The organism is Paraburkholderia ginsengiterrae (assembly GCF_001645125.1).
Lineage (GTDB): Bacteria > Pseudomonadota > Gammaproteobacteria > Burkholderiales > Burkholderiaceae > Paraburkholderia > Paraburkholderia ginsengiterrae.
Map to the genome: position 1 here is coordinate 45,708 of NZ_LXKA01000265.1, position 16,069 is coordinate 61,776.

Below are 16,069 nucleotides of genomic sequence, written 5' to 3' on the forward strand. Positions count from 1 at the left end.
ATGCCGCTCAGCGCTTCGCCATCACGGCGCCGACGCTCGCGGTCACCACCAGCAGCGTGCCCGCGATCTGCAAGCCGTTCATGGGCTGATGCAGAACGATGAAGCCAGCCAGTGCGCCGATCGCCGGCTCCACACTCATCAGGATGCCGAACGATGCGGCGGGCATGTGCCGCAACGCCACCATTTCCAGTGCATACGGCAGCAGCGGAACGAGCAGCGCGAGCCCGGCCGTTGCCGCGATCTGTCCCGCGGCGATGTGCGGGCCGCTTTGTGCCAGCCCGAACGGCGTGGCGACGAGCGCGGCGGCGAGCAGCGACACCGACAGCCCTTCCAGTCCCGCGAACAGGGTGCCGGTCTTTTTCATCAACACGATATAGCTGCCCCAGCCGAGCGCCGCGCAGCAGGCGAGCAACACGCCGAGCGGCTCGCCGATCCAGCCGGCGCGATCGCGCGAGAGCAGCACCACGCCGGCAATCGCGAGGGCAGGCCACAGCAGCGCTCGCGCGCGGCGCGTAGCGAAGGTCGCCACTGCCAGCGGTCCGAGAAAGTCGATCGCGACGGCAAGTCCCAACGGAATGCGCTGCAGCGCCGTGAAAAAGCACAAGGTCATACCGGCCATGGCCGCGCCGAGCGCGCCGGCGGCCAGCCAGTGCGAACGCGAGTAGGTGGACAAGCGCGGCCGCACCAGCACGGCGAGCACCACGGCGGCCCAGCACAGCCGCAGCCATGTGGTGCTGAGCGAGCCGTAGGCGTCCATGGTCGGCGCGGACAGCGCGGCGCCGAATTGCACGCTCGACATGGACAGCACGCACAGCAGCACGGCGCCGGCCGCGGTTCGGGAGGCGGGATTGGGGCTGTTTTTAACAGGGGCTGGCGCCGGATTCAGCTTGGGGGCGAGGGTGGTGTCCTGCATGGTCGTCTGGCCGCGGTTCGATCTGGATTGGATGATTGGGTGAAGCTATCTTATCCGCACCGGCGGTATTAAGATAAGTTGATATTTCTTATGCCGGTTTAAAGAAACTTGATGACCCGAGATCTCGACAGCAGCCTCTTGCGCGCCTTCGTCACCGTGGCGGAAACCGGTGCGGTGGGCGTGGCGGCGGCCCGCCTCGCGCGCACCCAGGCTGCGGTGAGCATGCAATTGCGCCGCCTCGAGGAAGACCTTGGGCAGCGCTTGCTCGATCGCTCGCCGCGTGGCGTGCAGTTGACCGAAGCGGGCCATCTGCTGCTGCCCTATGCGCATGCGATTCTCGGCGCGGGCGCCGACGCGCGCCGCGCGCTGAGCGCCGGGCAGGTGTCCGGCACGGTGCGGCTCGGCATGCTGGAGGACATCGCGGTCGGCCGCCTGCCGCGCGCCTTGCGGCGCTTTTCGATTGCGTATCCGCAAGTGGCGCTGGAGATCGTCGTCGATACCAGCGTGGCGTTGTCGAACCGGCTCGCGGACGGCAGCCTCGACGTGGTGGTCGGCGATCCCGCGCTGGTCGATTCGGCGCCGCTCCTGACGTGGACTCAGCCGCTCTTCTGGGTCGGCGCGCGCGGGTTCGGCCGCGACGCGCAGGCGCCCCTGCCGGTGGTGGCGTTCGGCGGCGCATGCCTGTGGCAGCAGCAGGTGCTGACGGCGTTGCGCCGCGCCGGCATTGCCTGGCGCATCGTCTGCACCAGCACGAGTTTGCCGGCCGTGCAGTCGGCGGTGGAGGCGGGTCTTGGCGTGTCGGTGCTGCTCGACGGCAACATTCGCCCGGAGTCGATGCGCGTGCTCGGTCAGGCCGACGGTTTGCCCGACGCGCCCACGGCCGATTTCGGGCTCTTCATGCGGCCGGTGGCAGGCAGCCAGGCGGCGGCCGTGCACACCTTGCAGACGTTTCTCTGCGAGGAGTTGCATCTTGGCAGGTGTGAAAGCGATACGCCGTCTGTGGCGGCCCTTGGATGAAGCGCGGGCTGCGATCCTCTGTGAGTTTTTACGACATTTTTTCTTGAGACGCACCCGCGCCAAATCTACACTTTGGGCATCTTGATACCACGAAGTCCCCAAGGGATTTCCTTCGAGGCGTGCTCAACGTGAAACGACGTGCAACGACACAACTACCCGCTCGTATCGACTATGTATGCCACGGCCTCGGCCGTGTCGAATTGCGCCGCTTCGATCCGGCGCGCGATTCGTATGTCGCGTTGACGGCGTTGTTGCATCGGGCATTCTCGCCGCTCGGCGCAATGGACCTCAATTGCACGTGTGTGGATCAAACGGTCGAGACGACACGCTTGCGGGCCGCGCGCGGCGATTGCTACGTGGTGGCGTGTGATGGCCGCATCGTCGGCACGATGACGCTCAACGCGCCGGACCGTGAATCGGCTTGCGAGCTGTACCGTCGCGACGATATCGCCACCTTGCGGCAATTCGCGGTCGAGCCCGTATGGCAGGCGCGCGGCATCGGCACGTTGCTGATCGCATTCGCCGACCACTGGGCCGCGACGCGCGGCTACGCGGAGCTTGCGCTCGATACGCCGCAACCCGCCACGCACCTGATCGCGTTTTATCGCGGACAGGGGTTCCGTATCGTCGATTTCATGCGCTTCGACGGCAAGCGCTACGACAGCGCGATCCTGAGCAAGCTGCCTACGGCGACGCGCACGCTCGCCAACTGGTCGCGTCGATTGAGTGTGCGCGCACCGATTGCACGGGCGGCGTAACAAGCAACGACGGGCCTCGAAGGAGGGCCGACGTGCGCTACGCAGGAAATCATGCAAGGCCGTTCGCCACTCGGTGGCGTGCGGCAATCAGGGGCTGCGCATCGCTACCAAGGGGTGCCCCTGATCGGCCACTGGGGCGTGTGCTGCTACCATCGCGGCTTGTCGATCTTCGCCTCCTTCGCCATGCAAGCCAATCCGCTCAGCGAGATTTCGCTCATCCGCAAGCTGAAGCTCAATCAGCTGATGATCTTCGAACGCGTGCTGGAAACGCGCTCGGTCGTGCGCGCGGCCAATGAAATGCGGCTGACCCAGCCGGCCGTCACCAAGGTCATTCACGAACTCGAATCCTGTTTCGACGGCGCGTTGTTCGCCCGCTCGAATCGCGGCGTCGTGCCCACGGATCTAGGGCTGCTGCTCGGCCGCCGCGTCAAGTCGCTGATGGCGGAGCTGCGCTATATGACCGACGAGCTCAACGATTTCCGGCTCGGCACCAGCGGGCACGTGATCGTCGGCACGCTCATCTCGGCATCGGCGCGGCTGTTGCCCGAGGCGATCGGCATGCTGAAGGCGCGCACGCCGAACGTGCTGGTGACGGTGCGCGAGGGCACGACCGCCCATCTCTTTCCGGCGCTGGCCACCGGCGACCTCGATATCGTCGTCGGGCGCCTGCCCGAGCGCGAACTGCCGATTGCCAGCGCATTTCCGCTGACCCACGAGGCGCTCTTCGACGAATCGATGTGCGTGGTGGTCGGCAAAGGCTATGGGCCGGCGCCCGCGGGTGTGACGCATCTGTCGGAGCTGGTGGGCTCGCCCTGGATCCTGCCCACGCCCGATTCGCCCGCGCGGCTCTCGGCGGAACACCTGTTTCGCGCGGCGGGATTGCCGTTGCCGACGGACATCGTGGAGTCGCTCTCGCTGCTCACGAACATCGGCCTGCTGCTCGATACGCCGCGCATTGCGCTAATGCCGCGCGTCGCCGCCCGGCAGTTCGAGGAAGCGGGCCTGCTGCGGATTCTGGACTTGCCCGAGAGCGGGGCGTTCGGCACGGTCGGCTTTTCCGTGCGCTCGCATAAGGAGCAGAGCGCGGCGTGCCAGGCGTTTGTCGAGTGCCTGCGCGAGGCGGTCAAGGTGGCCGCGCCCGGGCACGACGTCCCCGCGTAAAGGATTCTGGTATTCCCCTTTAGCATATCCAACGCTCAATCTTTGATTACCGCCGTGCGAAGTCCCGATCGTAGACTCCTTCCAACACTTCAATTGGGCAGGAGATATCGTGACTTCCACCGTGGCCGCGACACAGCGCGCTCAACCGTTACTTCGCCATTACGTCAACGGCGAATTCGTCGCAACGGCGACCACCTTCCCCAATCTCAGCCCGGTTGACGGCAGCGTTCTCGCGCAGGTTTGCGAGGCCGACGCCGCCACGGTCGACGCCGCCGTGCGTGCCGCCGCCGCCGCGCAGCGCGCCGGCTGGCGCAACACCACGCCGGCGCAGCGCGCGGACTGGCTGCACAAGATCGCCGACGGCATCGAAGCGCGTTTCGACGAGTTCGTCGCCGCGGAAGTGGCCGACACCGGACGCCCGCTCGAGCAGGCCCGCACGCTCGATATCGCGCGTGGCATTGCGAACTTCCGCACCTTTGGCGATCTGATCCGCACCGCGAACAGCGAGTTCTTCGAAACACACGCGGCCGACGGCAGTGAGCTGATCAACTACGTGACGCGCAAACCGCTCGGCGTGATCGGCATCATCTCGCCGTGGAATCTGCCGCTGCTGCTGTTCACCTGGAAAGTCGCCCCGGCACTCGCCATGGGCAATTGCGTGGTCGCCAAGCCTTCGGAAGAAACACCGGGCTCGGCCACGCTGCTTGCCGAAGTGATGCATGACATCGGCCTGCCGCCAGGCGTGTTCAATCTGATCCACGGTCACGGCCCGAACGCGGCGGGCGAGTTCCTCACGCGGCATCCGGACATTAGCGCGATTACGTTTACAGGCGAGTCGCGCACCGGCAGCACGATCATGAAGACCGTTGCCGACGGCGTGAAGGAAATCTCGTTCGAACTCGGCGGCAAGAATGCCGCGGTCGTATTCGCCGATGCGGACTTCGACGCCGCGGTGGCCGGCGTATTGAAGTCGAGCTTCACGAATGCCGGACAGGTGTGTCTGTGCAGCGAACGCGTGTACGTCGAGCGGCCGATCTTCGAGCGCTTCGTGGCCGCGCTGAAGGACAAGACCGAAGCGCTGCAAGTCGGTGCGCCGCATGATCCCGCCACCACGATGGGCCCGCTGATCTCGCGCGGGCATCGCGAGAAGGTGCTGTCGTATTTCCGGCTCGCGGTCGACGAGGGCGCCACGGTCGTGACGGGCGGGCGCGTCCCGCAGTTCGGCGACGAGCGCGATCAGGGCGCGTTTGTCATGCCGACCATCTGGACCGGTCTTGCCGACAGCGCGCGCTGCGTAAAGGAAGAAATCTTCGGACCTGTCTGCCATATCGCACCGTTCGACAGCGAAGACGAAGTGATCGGGCGGGTGAACGACAGCGCCTACGGCCTCGCCGCCAGCATCTGGACGACGCAGCTGGCGCGCGGGCATCGCGTCGCGCGTCAGATCGAAACGGGCATCGTGTGGGTCAATGCGTGGTTTGTGCGCGATCTGCGCACGCCGTTCGGCGGCGCCAAGCTGTCAGGTATCGGCCGGGAAGGCGGGCGTCACTCGCTCGATTTCTATTCGGAGCTGACCAACGTTTGCGTGAGGATCGCATGAGCGGAATCGATCTGAATGCCGCGCGCGACATTGCCGACGCGCTGTGGCAGGCGCAACGCGATGGCGCGCCGATCGCACCGGTTCGCACCGCGATCGCGGAACTCGGCGGTGACGCGCTCGAAGCCGCTTACGCGGTGCAGCGCCTGAACACCGAGCGTCACCTGGCCGCGGGCCGCCGGCTGGTGGGCCGCAAGATCGGCCTGACCTCGAAAGCCGTGCAGACGCAGCTCGGCGTCGATCAACCGGACTTCGGCATGCTGTTCGACGACATGTCGATCGCCGACGGCGAGGAGATCGCCCTGTCGCGTACGCAGCAACCCAAGGTAGAAGCGGAAATCGCGCTGGTGCTCGCACACGATCTGCCGCATGAGCGCCACACGATCGCCGATCTGATCGGCGCGACCGCATATGCGCTGCCGGCGATTGAAATTGTCGGCAGCCGGATTGCCAACTGGGATATCCGCCTGAGCGACACGGTGGCCGACAACGCATCCAGCGGTCTGTTCGTGCTTGGCAACCGGCCCGTCAAGCTCGACGGGTTCGACGTCATCCAATGCGGCATGGTGATGGAGCGGCGCGGCGAGCAGGTGAGCGTGGGGGTCGGCGCGGCCTGCCTCGGCAATCCGCTGTACGCGGCGCTCTGGCTCGCCAACACGATGACGCGCGTCGGCGCGCCACTGAAGGCCGGCGACATCGTGCTGACCGGCGCGCTCGGGCCCATGGCCGCCGTGCAGGCCGGCGACGTCTTCACCGCCCATATCGAAGGACTCGGCTCCGTGAGCGCGAGTTTTGCCCACCAATCCGAATCCACGTCGTGACCGGGAGCGTCATGCAAGATCAACAAGACAAGCAGGCCGTCGCCATTATCGGCTCTGGCAACATCGGCACCGATCTGATGATCAAGGTGCTGCGCCACGGCAAGCACCTGGAAATGGGCGCGATGGTTGGCATCGACCCAGCCTCCGACGGGCTCGCACGCGCCGAAAGGCTCGGCGTGCCGACAACGGCGCAAGGCATCGAAGGACTCGTCAGGATGCCGAACTTCGGCTCGATCCGCATCGCGTTCGATGCGACGTCGGCCGGTGCGCATCATCGGCATGCGGCGGTGCTGCGGGAACACGGCATTACCGTGATCGACTTGACGCCGGCCGCTATCGGGCCGTTCGTCGTGCCGGTCGTGAATCTGTTCGCGCATCTCGATGCACCGAACCTGAATATGGTGACCTGCGGCGGCCAGGCGACGATTCCGATCGTGCATGCGGTGTCGCGCGTGGCGCCGGTGCGTTACGCGGAAATCGTTGCGTCGATCGCCAGCCGTTCGGCGGGTCCCGGCACCCGCGCCAATATCGACGAGTTCACCGAGACGACCTCGAAGGCGATCGAGACCGTGGGCGGCGCGGCGCGCGGCAAGGCGATCATCGTGCTGAACCCGGCCGAGCCGCCGTTGATGATGCGCGACACCGTCTACTGCTTCACGGATGAAGATGCCGATACCGATGCCATCGAAAGCTCGATTCACGCGATGGTCAACGCCGTGGCGAGCTACGTGCCTGGCTACCGGCTGAAGCAGGCCGTGCAGTTCGACCGCTATACCGAGGCGAGCCCGCTCGCGCTGCATGCGAACGAGCGCCGTGCCGGCCTGAAGGTGAGCGTGTTCCTCGAAGTGGAAGGCGCCGCGCACTACCTGCCTTCGTATGCGGGGAATCTCGACATCATGACCTCGGCGGCGCTGGCCGCGGCCGAGCAGATCGCGGCGAGCCGCGTGACAGCGTGACGAAGACGCAAGGACAAACACCATGAGCGGCAGCAACAAGAAAATCTACGTATCGGACGTGACGCTGCGCGATGGCATGCACGCGATCCGCCATCAGTACTCTTTGGCGCAAGCGGTAGCGATTGCGCGGGCACTCGACGACGCCGGGGTGGACAGCATCGAAGTCGCGCACGGCGACGGCCTTGCGGGGTCGAGCTTCAACTACGGCTTCGGCGCGCACACCGATCTCGAATGGATCGAAGCGGTCGCCGCCACGGTAAAGCGCGCGCAAGTCGCCACGCTGCTGTTGCCCGGCATCGGTACGGTTCACGATCTGCGCGCGGCATACGACGCCGGCGCGCGCGTGGTGCGGATCGCCACGCACTGCACGGAGGCCGATATCTCGAAGCAGCATATCGAGTACGCGCGTTCGCTCGGCATGGACACGGTCGGCTTCCTGATGATGTCGCATATGACATCGCCCGATGCACTCGCCAGGCAGGCCAAGCTGATGGAAAGCTACGGCGCGCAATGCGTGTATGTGGTCGATTCGGGCGGCGCGCTGAACATGCGCGACGTCGCCGAACGCTTCGACGCGTTCAAGGCGGTGCTCGATCCTGCGACGCAAACGGGCATGCATGCCCACCATAATCTGTCGCTGGGAGTGGCGAATTCGATTGTCGCGCTCGAACATGGCTGCGATCGTATCGACGCATCGCTGACCGGCATGGGCGCGGGTGCGGGCAACGCACCGCTCGAAGTGTTTATCGCCGCCGTGGACCGCATGAAGGCGGAACATGGCTGCGACGTGAAGAAGCTGATCGACGCTGCCGAAGACATCGTGCGCCCGTTGCAGGAACGGCCGGTGCGCGTGGATCGCGAAACGCTCGCGCTCGGTTACGCCGGCGTGTATTCGAGCTTCCTGCGGCACACGGAAGCCGCCGCTGCGAAGTATGGTTTGTCGGCGTTCGACATCATGGTCGAACTCGGCAAGCGCCGCATGGTCGGCGGCCAGGAAGACATGATCGTCGACGTGGCGCTGGATATGCTGAAAGCGCGCGAGCTGGCGCAAAAGGCGGCCGCATGATCGCCCTCGACGCCATTGCTGGGCGTATCGACGACGCCGCGCGCCACGCCGAACCGATCGCACAGCTCACCACGTCCGCGCCGTTTTCGCTGGATGAGGCCTATGCGATCCAACGCGCTTCGATCGAGCGGCGCATTCATCGCGGCGAAAGCACGGTCGGCGTGAAGCTCGGTTTCACCAGCCGCGCGAAGATGATACAGATGGGCGTGGACAGCCTGATCTGGGGTTGGTTGACCGATGCCATGCTCGATGAAGACGGTGGCCGCGTTGCGCTCGATCGCTTCATTCATCCGCGCGTGGAGCCTGAAGTCTGCTTTCTGACGAGCCGCGAGATCGATCGTCCGCTGACGCTGCTCGAGGCCGCGTCCTATCTCGAAGCGGTGGCGCCCGCGATGGAGATCATCGATTCGCGCTATCGCGACTTCAAATTCACGCTTGAAGACGTGGTCGCCGACAACTGTTCGTCGGCTGGACTCGTGGTCGGGCCGTGGACGAAGCGCTTCGACGGTTTGCGCAATGCCGGGGTCACGATGCGGATCGACGGCCGGCTTGTTCAAGCCGGCTCGACCGCGGCGATTCTCGGCGACCCGCTGCGCTCGATCGTGCAGGTCTCACGCCTGATTTCGCACAGCGGCCTGGTGCTGCCGGCCGGCTCGCTGATCATGGCGGGCGCGGCGACGGCAGCGCAACCATTGCCCGTCGGCGCGCACGTGCAGTGCGTCGTCAACGGCCTCGGCAGTACTGAATTCACGACCTATCGACTCTCATGACTACCGATTCGACCATTCAGGGGCGCATCGTGCCCGGCAAAGCCAAACCGCGCGGCCGTTTTCCGCATGTGACGCGGGCAGGCGACTTTCTGTTCGTCTCCGGGACGAGCTCGCGCCGTCCCGACAATACGATTGCGGGCGCCTCGGCGGACGAACTTGGCACCGTGCAGCTCGACATTCGTGAGCAGACGCGCGTGGTCATCGAGAACATTCGCGATATTCTTCAGAGTGAAGGGGCGGATCTGTCCAACCTCGTCGAGATCTCGTCGTTCCTCGTCAACATGAACGACTTCGGCGGCTACAACGCCGTGTATGGCGAGTATTTCGATGAAAGCGGGCCGACGCGCACGACCGTCGCCGTGCATCAATTGCCGCATCCGCATCTGCTGATCGAGATGAAGGCGATTGCATACGCGCCCAGACAATAGACACGTAACAGATAAACGAAGAGACAGCCATGCTCACGTACGGCAAGCCGTTCAATTTCCAGCGCTGGATCGACGATCACGCGCATCTGCTGAAGCCGCCGGTCGGCAATCGGCAGGTGTGGCAGGACAGCGATTTCATCGTCACGGTGGTGGGTGGACCGAATCATCGCACCGACTTTCACGACGATCCGCTCGAGGAATTCTTTTATCAGCTGCGCGGCAACGCATATCTGTATCTGTGGATCGACGGCAAGCGCGAACGCGTCGAGCTGAAAGAAGGGGACGTGTTCCTGTTGCCGCCGCATGTACGCCACTCGCCGCAGCGGCCCGAAGCAGGCAGTGTCTGCCTCGTGATCGAGCGGCAACGCCCCGAGGGCGTGGTGGATGGCTTCGAATGGTATTGCGACGACTGCGGGCATCTCGTCTATCGCGTCGAGGTGCAACTCAAGAGCATCGTTACCGATCTGCCACCGCTATTCAACGCGTTCTATGCGTCGGAAGGAAAACGCCGCTGCGCGCATTGCGGGCATGTCCATCCCGGCAAGGCTGTTTAAACCAACAGAATCTGTATGACACTTCGAATCGACATGCATTCCCACTTCTTTCCGCGCATCACGCGGGAAGAAGCCGCGCGCCTCGACGCGGACCACGCGCCCTGGCTGAAGATCGACGCGGACGGCGTACACGGCATGATCATGACCGGCGACAAGAGCTTCCGGCCGGTGTATCGCGCGCTGTGGGATCCGGCGGCACGCATTGCCGAGATGGACGCGCTCGGCGTCGACATTCAACTGATGTGCGCGACACCCGTGATGTTCGGCTATCGCCATGATGCCGCAACCACGCACGATTGGGCCGCGCGCATGAACGACCAGGCGCTCGAACTCTGCGCCTATGCGCCGCAGCGCCTGATGGCGCTCGCTCAGGTGCCGCTGCAGGACGTCGAGCTGGCGTGCCGCGAGGCGACGCGCGCGCATCGCGCCGGCCATCGCGGCGTGCAGATCGGCAACCACCTGGGCCCGCGCGATCTCGACGATGAACACCTCGTGACTTTCCTCACGCACTGCGCGAACGAAGGGATTCCGGTGCTCGTGCACCCGTGGGACATGATGACCGACGGCCGCATGAAGAAATGGATGCTGCCGTGGCTCGTGGCGATGCCCGCGGAAACGCAGTTGAGCATGGTGTCGCTGATACTGTCCGGCGCATTCGAGCGGATTCCGAAGTCGCTCAAGCTGTGTTTTGCGCACGGCGGCGGCAGTTTTGCGTTCCTGCTCGGCCGCGTGCAGAACGCGTGGGAGCAGCGCGACATCGTGCGCGAGGACTGCCCGAATCCGCCGGTGTCGTATCTCGAGCGCTTTCACGTGGACAGCGCGGTGTTCGACCAGGGCGCATTGCGGTTACTCGTCGAAACGATGGGCGAGGACCATGTGCTGCTCGGCTCCGACTATCCGTTCCCGCTTGGCGAACTGAAGATCGGCGATCTCGTTGCGCATCATCCGCAATTGAGCGACACGGCCAAAGTGAAGATTCTCGGCGCCAATGCGCAACGGTTCTTCGATTTGCCGATGAACGTCGCACGCGCGGCTTAAACCGGCTCGGACAACGCGCGTCACGTGTCATTGCCGCGTGCCGCTTTTTCGTTGTCGTTGTCGTTGTCATTTCAACAAAAAAACACAGGGAAAAATAATTCAGATGATCACCCGGGAACACTGCGCCGCGCTCGACGCTGCCGACACCTTGGCCCATTGCCGCGCGCGTTTCGATTTGCCTGCCGATACGATTTACCTCGACGGCAACTCGCTGGGCGCGATGCCCGCCAATGTGCCCACGCGCATCGAACAGGCCTTGAAGCAGGAGTGGGCACATGGCCTGATCCGTTCGTGGAACGATGCCGACTGGTATCCGGCGCCGCAGCGCACCGGCAACAAGATCGCCAAACTGATCGGCGCCGGACAGGACGAAGTGATCGTCGCTGATTCGACCTCGGTGAATCTGTTCAAGGTGCTGGTGGCGGCGACGCGCATGCGCCCGGGCCGCAAAGTGATTCTTGCCGAACGCACCAACTTTCCGACGGATGTGTATATCGCGTCGAGCGTCGCGGAGATGGCTGGTTGCGAGCTGCGTTGCGTCGACCCGGACGAGATCGTGGCGGCGATCGACGATAGCGTGGCCATCGTCTCGCTCACGCACGTCAACTATAAAACCGGCAAGCGCTACGACATGGAAGCCGTGACGTGCCAGGCGCATGAGGCCGGCGCGTTGATCGTGTGGGACCTGTGCCATTCGGCGGGCGCGATGCCGGTGAACCTGAACCGCTGCGGCGCCGACTTCGCGGTGGGGTGCGGCTACAAGTATCTGAATGGGGGGCCGGGCGCACCGGCATTCGTGTTCGTTGCAGCGCGGCACATCGAGGCGGTGCGCCAGCCGCTGACGGGTTGGCACGGACATGCGAAGCCCTTCGATTTCACGCACGATTACGCGCCGCATCCGGGCATTGACCGCATGCTGACCGGGACCGCGCCGCAGCTCGGCGTGATTGCGCTGGAGAGCGCGCTCGAGGCTTTCGACGGTGTCGATCTCGACGTGCTGCGCGACAAGAGCGTGGCGCTTGGCAATCTGTTCATCGAGCTAAGCGATCAGGAACTGGAGGGCCTCGGCTGTACGCTGGCTTCGCCGCGCGACGCGGAACGACGCGGCAGCCAGGTGTCGCTGGCGCATGCGCAAGGTTACGCGATCATGCAGGCGCTGATTGCACGCAACGTGATTGGCGACTTCCGCGCACCGGACATTCTGCGCTTCGGCTTTGCGCCGCTCTACGTGCGCTACGTGGATATCTGGGACACCATCGCGCAACTCAAGGACATTATCGCGACCGATGCGTGGAATACCGAGGAATTCAAAGCGCGCAAATCGGTCACGTAAAAGAACGCAAGTGCATCCAGGAGGAGACAGAAGATGACACAGGATCAGACAGGCTTCGACACGATTGTCGAACGTGAGAAGGGGCTGCATCGCGGATTGTCGACGGGGCAGTTGTCGATGATCGCGATTGGCGGCGCGATTGGCACGGGTCTTTTTCTCGGCAGTGGATTCGCGATCGGTTTTGCCGGACCGAGCGTGCTGGTGAGTTATGCGATCGGCGCGCTGATCGCCTTGCTGCTGATGGGATGTCTCGCGGAGATGACCGTCGCGCATCCCACGTCCGGTTCATTCGGTGCGTATGCCGAGCACTATATTGCGCCGTGGGTGGGATTTCTGGTGCGCTACGCGTACTGGTCGTCGATCGTGTTTGCGGTAGGTACCGAGGTGACGGCGATTGCGGTGTATATGAAGTACTGGTTTCCGGCGGTGCCTGGCTGGTACTGGATCGTCGGATTTTCGGCGGCGCTGATTGGCGTCAATTCGGTGAGTGTGAAGGTATTCGGCGCGGTGGAGTATGTGTTTTCGATGCTGAAGATCGTCGCGATTGTCGGTTTCATTTTGCTCGGCGCGTATGTGGTGTTCGGCGCGCCGGCCGAGTCGACGATTGGGTTTGCCAATTACACGTCGCACGGCGGATTCTTTCCGAAGGGCGTGTGGGGCATGTGGGTTGCGGTGATCGTGTCGATTTTCAGCTATTTGAGCATCGAAATGATCGCGGTGGCGGCGGGTGAGGCGCGCGATCCGCAGAAGGCGATTACCCGGGCGTTTCGCGCAACGATGTTCAGGCTCGTGTTTTTCTATTTGCTGACGTTGGCGTTGATGCTGGCGATCGTGCCGTGGAATGCGGCCGGCACCGATGAGAGTCCTTTCGTGCGGGTGATGGCTGCGACCCATGTGCCGGGTGCTGCTGGTGTGATCAACTTTGTGATTCTGGTGGCGGCGTTGTCGGCGATGAATAGCCAGCTCTATATTACGACGCGGATGATGTTCAGTTTGTCGCGGGCGGGATATGCGCCGCGGCGGCTGGGTGCGCTGAGTGGGAGAGGTGTGCCGGTTGCGGCGTTGTGGCTTTCCACTATCGGGATTGCGTTGGCTGCTGTGCTGAATGTGGTTTATCCCGATGCTTCGTTTGTTTTGATGATGTCGGTTTCCATGTTTGGGGCGATGTTTACCTGGTTGATGATTTTTGTCACGCATCTGTTTTTTCGGCGAGCGCATCAAGGGAAGGTGCTTGCTTTCAGGATGTGGGGGTATCCCGGGACTTCTCTTCTTGGCGCTGGGTTGATGATTGGGGCGCTTTTGACGACCTGGTTCACCAGGGAGTTTCGGATGACTCTTGTTATTGGTGTGCCGTTTGTTGTTGGGTTGTTGGTTGTTTATTTTGTTTGGTATCGGGGGAGGGGGGCTGCGGAGGTTGAGTTGGCCTGATGGTTTTGGGGTTTGTCTTCCTTAGGTGTTGGTCGTTCCTTGACTTGTTAGTGGTCTATTCGCGTTGCTTGTGCGAGGCGGCAGAAGCACGAAGCCGAAAGACTGAAGCCAATCGATGGCTTGAACGCAAGCGAGACAGAGGACGAGTTGATCAGGCGGGGGCAGGTTCCAGGAAGGGCCTGGACCTGAAAGAAAAGGGAACCACGCACATCTTCAGGATCAAACGCGCCAGGCGAACGGAATTCGGCCTCGCAGTTGATCGGCGATTGCCTATTCACGGAGCCCCGATCTGTTCTGACGACCCGCCGTCTGGCGGGCTCCTTGTCGAGCCTGGATCACGCCTGGCGGACGCGATGCGCGACCACTACGTGGTCATCTCATCGCGCCATTCGACCAGGGCTTCCCGAACTTCAGCGATTACTGGCGCCCACTCTCCAAGCCAGCGTTGGCGGAACAGCCTCATCGATGGATACCACGGACTGTCCGCTCTGTCGGTAAGCCAGCGCAACTCTGCATACGCGGGCAAGAGTACCCAAACAGGGAGGTTGGCCGCACCGGCAAGATGCGCAGCAGCCGTATCAACGGTAATGAGCAGGTCAAGCGTCTCAAGTATGGCAAGCGTATCGGTGAAGTCTTCGATAGCTGGTCCGAGCGTGTGCAAATCGAACTGATCCGACAGTGCGTCGCTGTCGCGTTCATGCTCGCCTTTCTGAACCGAAAACCATGTCGTTTCAGGATGTGACAAAAGGGGGTTCAGCGCTTCAAGACTAATCGAACGGAATCGATCGAGAGCGGTGTGGGGACCACCGGCCCACACCAGACCGATTCTTGCGTTTTTCCTTCGCGTGGCTAACGGTGAGACTGCGTCGACGCGGGTCCGCCATTGGTCAACATGGCGCGGCGATGCCGAGATGTATGGCATTTTGATTGGCAGCATTGGCAGATCAAGCTTCATATGCTCTGGCATCCTTAGCATATGGCTCCAGTAGTCGTAAGGTCCTGGCGGGGTTCTGGTAAAAACTGACCGGACACCCGTCATACTACCCGCGATTTTTGCGACAGGTTGGCTGACCAGTACATCGACAATTGCGCCTCGCTCGTACAGCCATTCGGCGAAACGGATGAACTGGATTTCGTCGCCACGCCCCTGCTCACCAACAAGCAGGAATCGGCAACCCGCAACCGGCTCACCATGCCACATCGGGAAACCTGGAAAAACCAATGTGGAACGCGCCAGCTGCGTGGTGTAAGTCACATTACGACGCGCCCAGCCATTCTTATAGTCACCTTGGCTCAATTCGAGACTCGCAAGTTGGCACTGCATAACCTGGTCATCAGGTGCGAGCCGTACAGCTTCCCTGCTGTGAACAATCGCCTCCGTAACCCTGCCGCGTACGCTCAGGGCATGTGCGGCGTAGTGGTGCAGCGTGACGCGCTGGGGATCAAGGTTTAGGCCCTGTCGCGCGACACCCAGCATGTCGGCGAAACGGTCAATCGTATACAGCGCGAGACAAAGCGCCTGCAATGCCTCGGCATTGTCGGCCTCCCGGTTTCTGATTTGTGCAACCGCTTGGTCAACGAGCGCGTTCCGCTTCGCCTTTGCTAGTGCACTGATCAATTCGAGCCCGTCTTGCAGGGAAGACGAGTCAAGCGCCCACGCGCATAGCCAGTAATCGGCAGCGTCATCAGCGTCTCCGAGTTCAACACTTATGCGCGCAATGGCGCGCATCGCATGATGGAGGTTCGGACTTTTGGAAAGAGCCTCTTTGTATTGCACTTTCGCCTCGGCGAGGCGCCCGCCCAGCCGCAGACAATCAGCAAGATTGCGATGCAATGTTGCGGTGCTTCCAGAGAGGCCCATCGCCCGACGATAGTGGGCTTCCGAACGGATGTAGTCGCCATTCAGAGCAGCAATCAATCCCGCGTGTTCCCACAGATGCGCGCGCGCAGGATCGGCCTGTAGAGCACGCTCGAGGTATGTATCTGCTTCTGCCGTTTTATTCAGGTGCACGCAAACCAATCCCATACGATGCAGTGCATGGACATCGCACGGGCTTAGTGTCAATGCCCTAAGGTATCCGCTCGCCGCATCGGTCATGCGTAACGCGAGAAAATCGGCGTCTGCATGAGCGATTAGGATGTTCAGGTCCAGAACGTCGGAATTACAGGTCGTTGCGTTGGATTTTTTCAAAAATACCTAGCCAGTTGTCGGAAGAGTTTTGCTTCTGC

General features: G+C 62.9%; 15 protein-coding genes. 13 read left to right on the forward strand and 2 right to left on the reverse strand.

The annotated features are described in order from the left end of the window. Positions 1 to 7: 7 nt before the first annotated feature. Complete coding sequence (locus tag A6V37_RS19890) at positions 8 to 913, reverse strand: EamA family transporter (protein WP_064266415.1); 906 nt, start codon at positions 911 to 913, stop codon at positions 8 to 10. A 111-nt stretch (positions 914 to 1,024) separates the two neighbouring features. Here A6V37_RS19890 and A6V37_RS19895 point away from each other — a divergent pair, with 111 nt between their 5' ends. The 13 genes from A6V37_RS19895 to A6V37_RS19955 all read left to right on the forward strand — a co-directional run bounded on the left by A6V37_RS19895 (position 1,025) and on the right by A6V37_RS19955 (position 13,840). Beyond that, a complete protein-coding gene (locus A6V37_RS19895; protein ID WP_064266416.1) occupies positions 1,025 to 1,930 on the forward strand; it encodes a LysR substrate-binding domain-containing protein in 906 nt (301 codons plus the stop codon). Between the two features lie 128 nt (positions 1,931 to 2,058). Then, positions 2,059 to 2,688 (forward strand): GNAT family N-acetyltransferase, encoded by a 630-nt coding sequence (locus tag A6V37_RS19900; protein ID WP_064266511.1) that lies wholly within the window; start codon positions 2,059 to 2,061, stop codon positions 2,686 to 2,688. A 183-nt stretch (positions 2,689 to 2,871) separates the two neighbouring features. Then, complete coding sequence (locus A6V37_RS19905) at positions 2,872 to 3,849, forward strand: LysR family transcriptional regulator (protein WP_064286259.1); 978 nt, start codon at positions 2,872 to 2,874, stop codon at positions 3,847 to 3,849. 109 nt (positions 3,850 to 3,958) lie between these two features. Further along, positions 3,959 to 5,449: a 2-hydroxymuconic semialdehyde dehydrogenase gene (locus tag A6V37_RS19910; protein WP_064266418.1), complete on the forward strand. Its 1,491-nt coding sequence runs from the start codon at positions 3,959 to 3,961 to the stop codon at positions 5,447 to 5,449. After that, positions 5,446 to 6,267, forward strand: coding sequence for a 2-keto-4-pentenoate hydratase (gene mhpD / locus A6V37_RS19915; protein ID WP_064266420.1), 822 nt, complete (start codon positions 5,446 to 5,448; stop codon positions 6,265 to 6,267). Before A6V37_RS19910 ends, mhpD begins: the two co-directional genes overlap by 4 nt. Positions 6,268 to 6,278: 11 nt before the next feature. Beyond that, positions 6,279 to 7,223 carry an acetaldehyde dehydrogenase (acetylating) gene (locus tag A6V37_RS19920; RefSeq protein WP_064266422.1) on the forward strand — a complete coding sequence of 315 codons (945 nt, stop codon included), beginning with the start codon at positions 6,279 to 6,281 and terminating at the stop codon, positions 7,221 to 7,223. Positions 7,224 to 7,245: 22 nt separating this feature from the next. Continuing rightward, positions 7,246 to 8,289 carry a 4-hydroxy-2-oxovalerate aldolase gene (gene dmpG, locus A6V37_RS19925; RefSeq protein ID WP_064266424.1) on the forward strand — a complete coding sequence of 348 codons (1,044 nt, stop codon included), beginning with the start codon at positions 7,246 to 7,248 and terminating at the stop codon, positions 8,287 to 8,289. Further along, positions 8,286 to 9,059 carry a 2-keto-4-pentenoate hydratase gene (locus tag A6V37_RS19930; RefSeq protein ID WP_064266426.1) on the forward strand — a complete coding sequence of 258 codons (774 nt, stop codon included), beginning with the start codon at positions 8,286 to 8,288 and terminating at the stop codon, positions 9,057 to 9,059. Before dmpG ends, A6V37_RS19930 begins: the two co-directional genes overlap by 4 nt. Continuing rightward, a complete protein-coding gene (locus A6V37_RS19935; protein WP_064266428.1) occupies positions 9,056 to 9,487 on the forward strand; it encodes a RidA family protein in 432 nt (143 codons plus the stop codon). The genes A6V37_RS19930 and A6V37_RS19935 overlap by 4 nt, the downstream gene beginning before the upstream one ends. A 29-nt stretch (positions 9,488 to 9,516) precedes the next feature. After that, positions 9,517 to 10,041, forward strand: a complete 525-nt coding sequence (locus tag A6V37_RS19940; RefSeq protein WP_064266429.1) for a 3-hydroxyanthranilate 3,4-dioxygenase — start codon at positions 9,517 to 9,519, stop codon at positions 10,039 to 10,041. 15 nt (positions 10,042 to 10,056) lie between these two features. Further along, the gene (locus A6V37_RS19945; RefSeq protein ID WP_064266431.1) at positions 10,057 to 11,079 is read left to right on the forward strand and encodes an amidohydrolase family protein; all 1,023 of its coding nucleotides are present in this window, start codon (positions 10,057 to 10,059) and stop codon (positions 11,077 to 11,079) included. Positions 11,080 to 11,182: 103 nt separating this feature from the next. Further along, complete coding sequence (gene kynU / locus A6V37_RS19950) at positions 11,183 to 12,412, forward strand: kynureninase (protein WP_064266433.1); 1,230 nt, start codon at positions 11,183 to 11,185, stop codon at positions 12,410 to 12,412. Between the two features lie 33 nt (positions 12,413 to 12,445). Further along, entirely contained in the window at positions 12,446 to 13,840 is a 1,395-nt protein-coding gene (locus tag A6V37_RS19955) for an amino acid permease (protein ID WP_064266434.1), read from the forward strand. Between the two features lie 364 nt (positions 13,841 to 14,204). Here A6V37_RS19955 and A6V37_RS19960 read toward each other — a convergent pair whose 3' ends face one another. After that, entirely contained in the window at positions 14,205 to 16,031 is a 1,827-nt protein-coding gene (locus A6V37_RS19960; protein ID WP_064266435.1) for a tetratricopeptide repeat protein, read from the reverse strand. Positions 16,032 to 16,069: the final 38 nt, after the last annotated feature.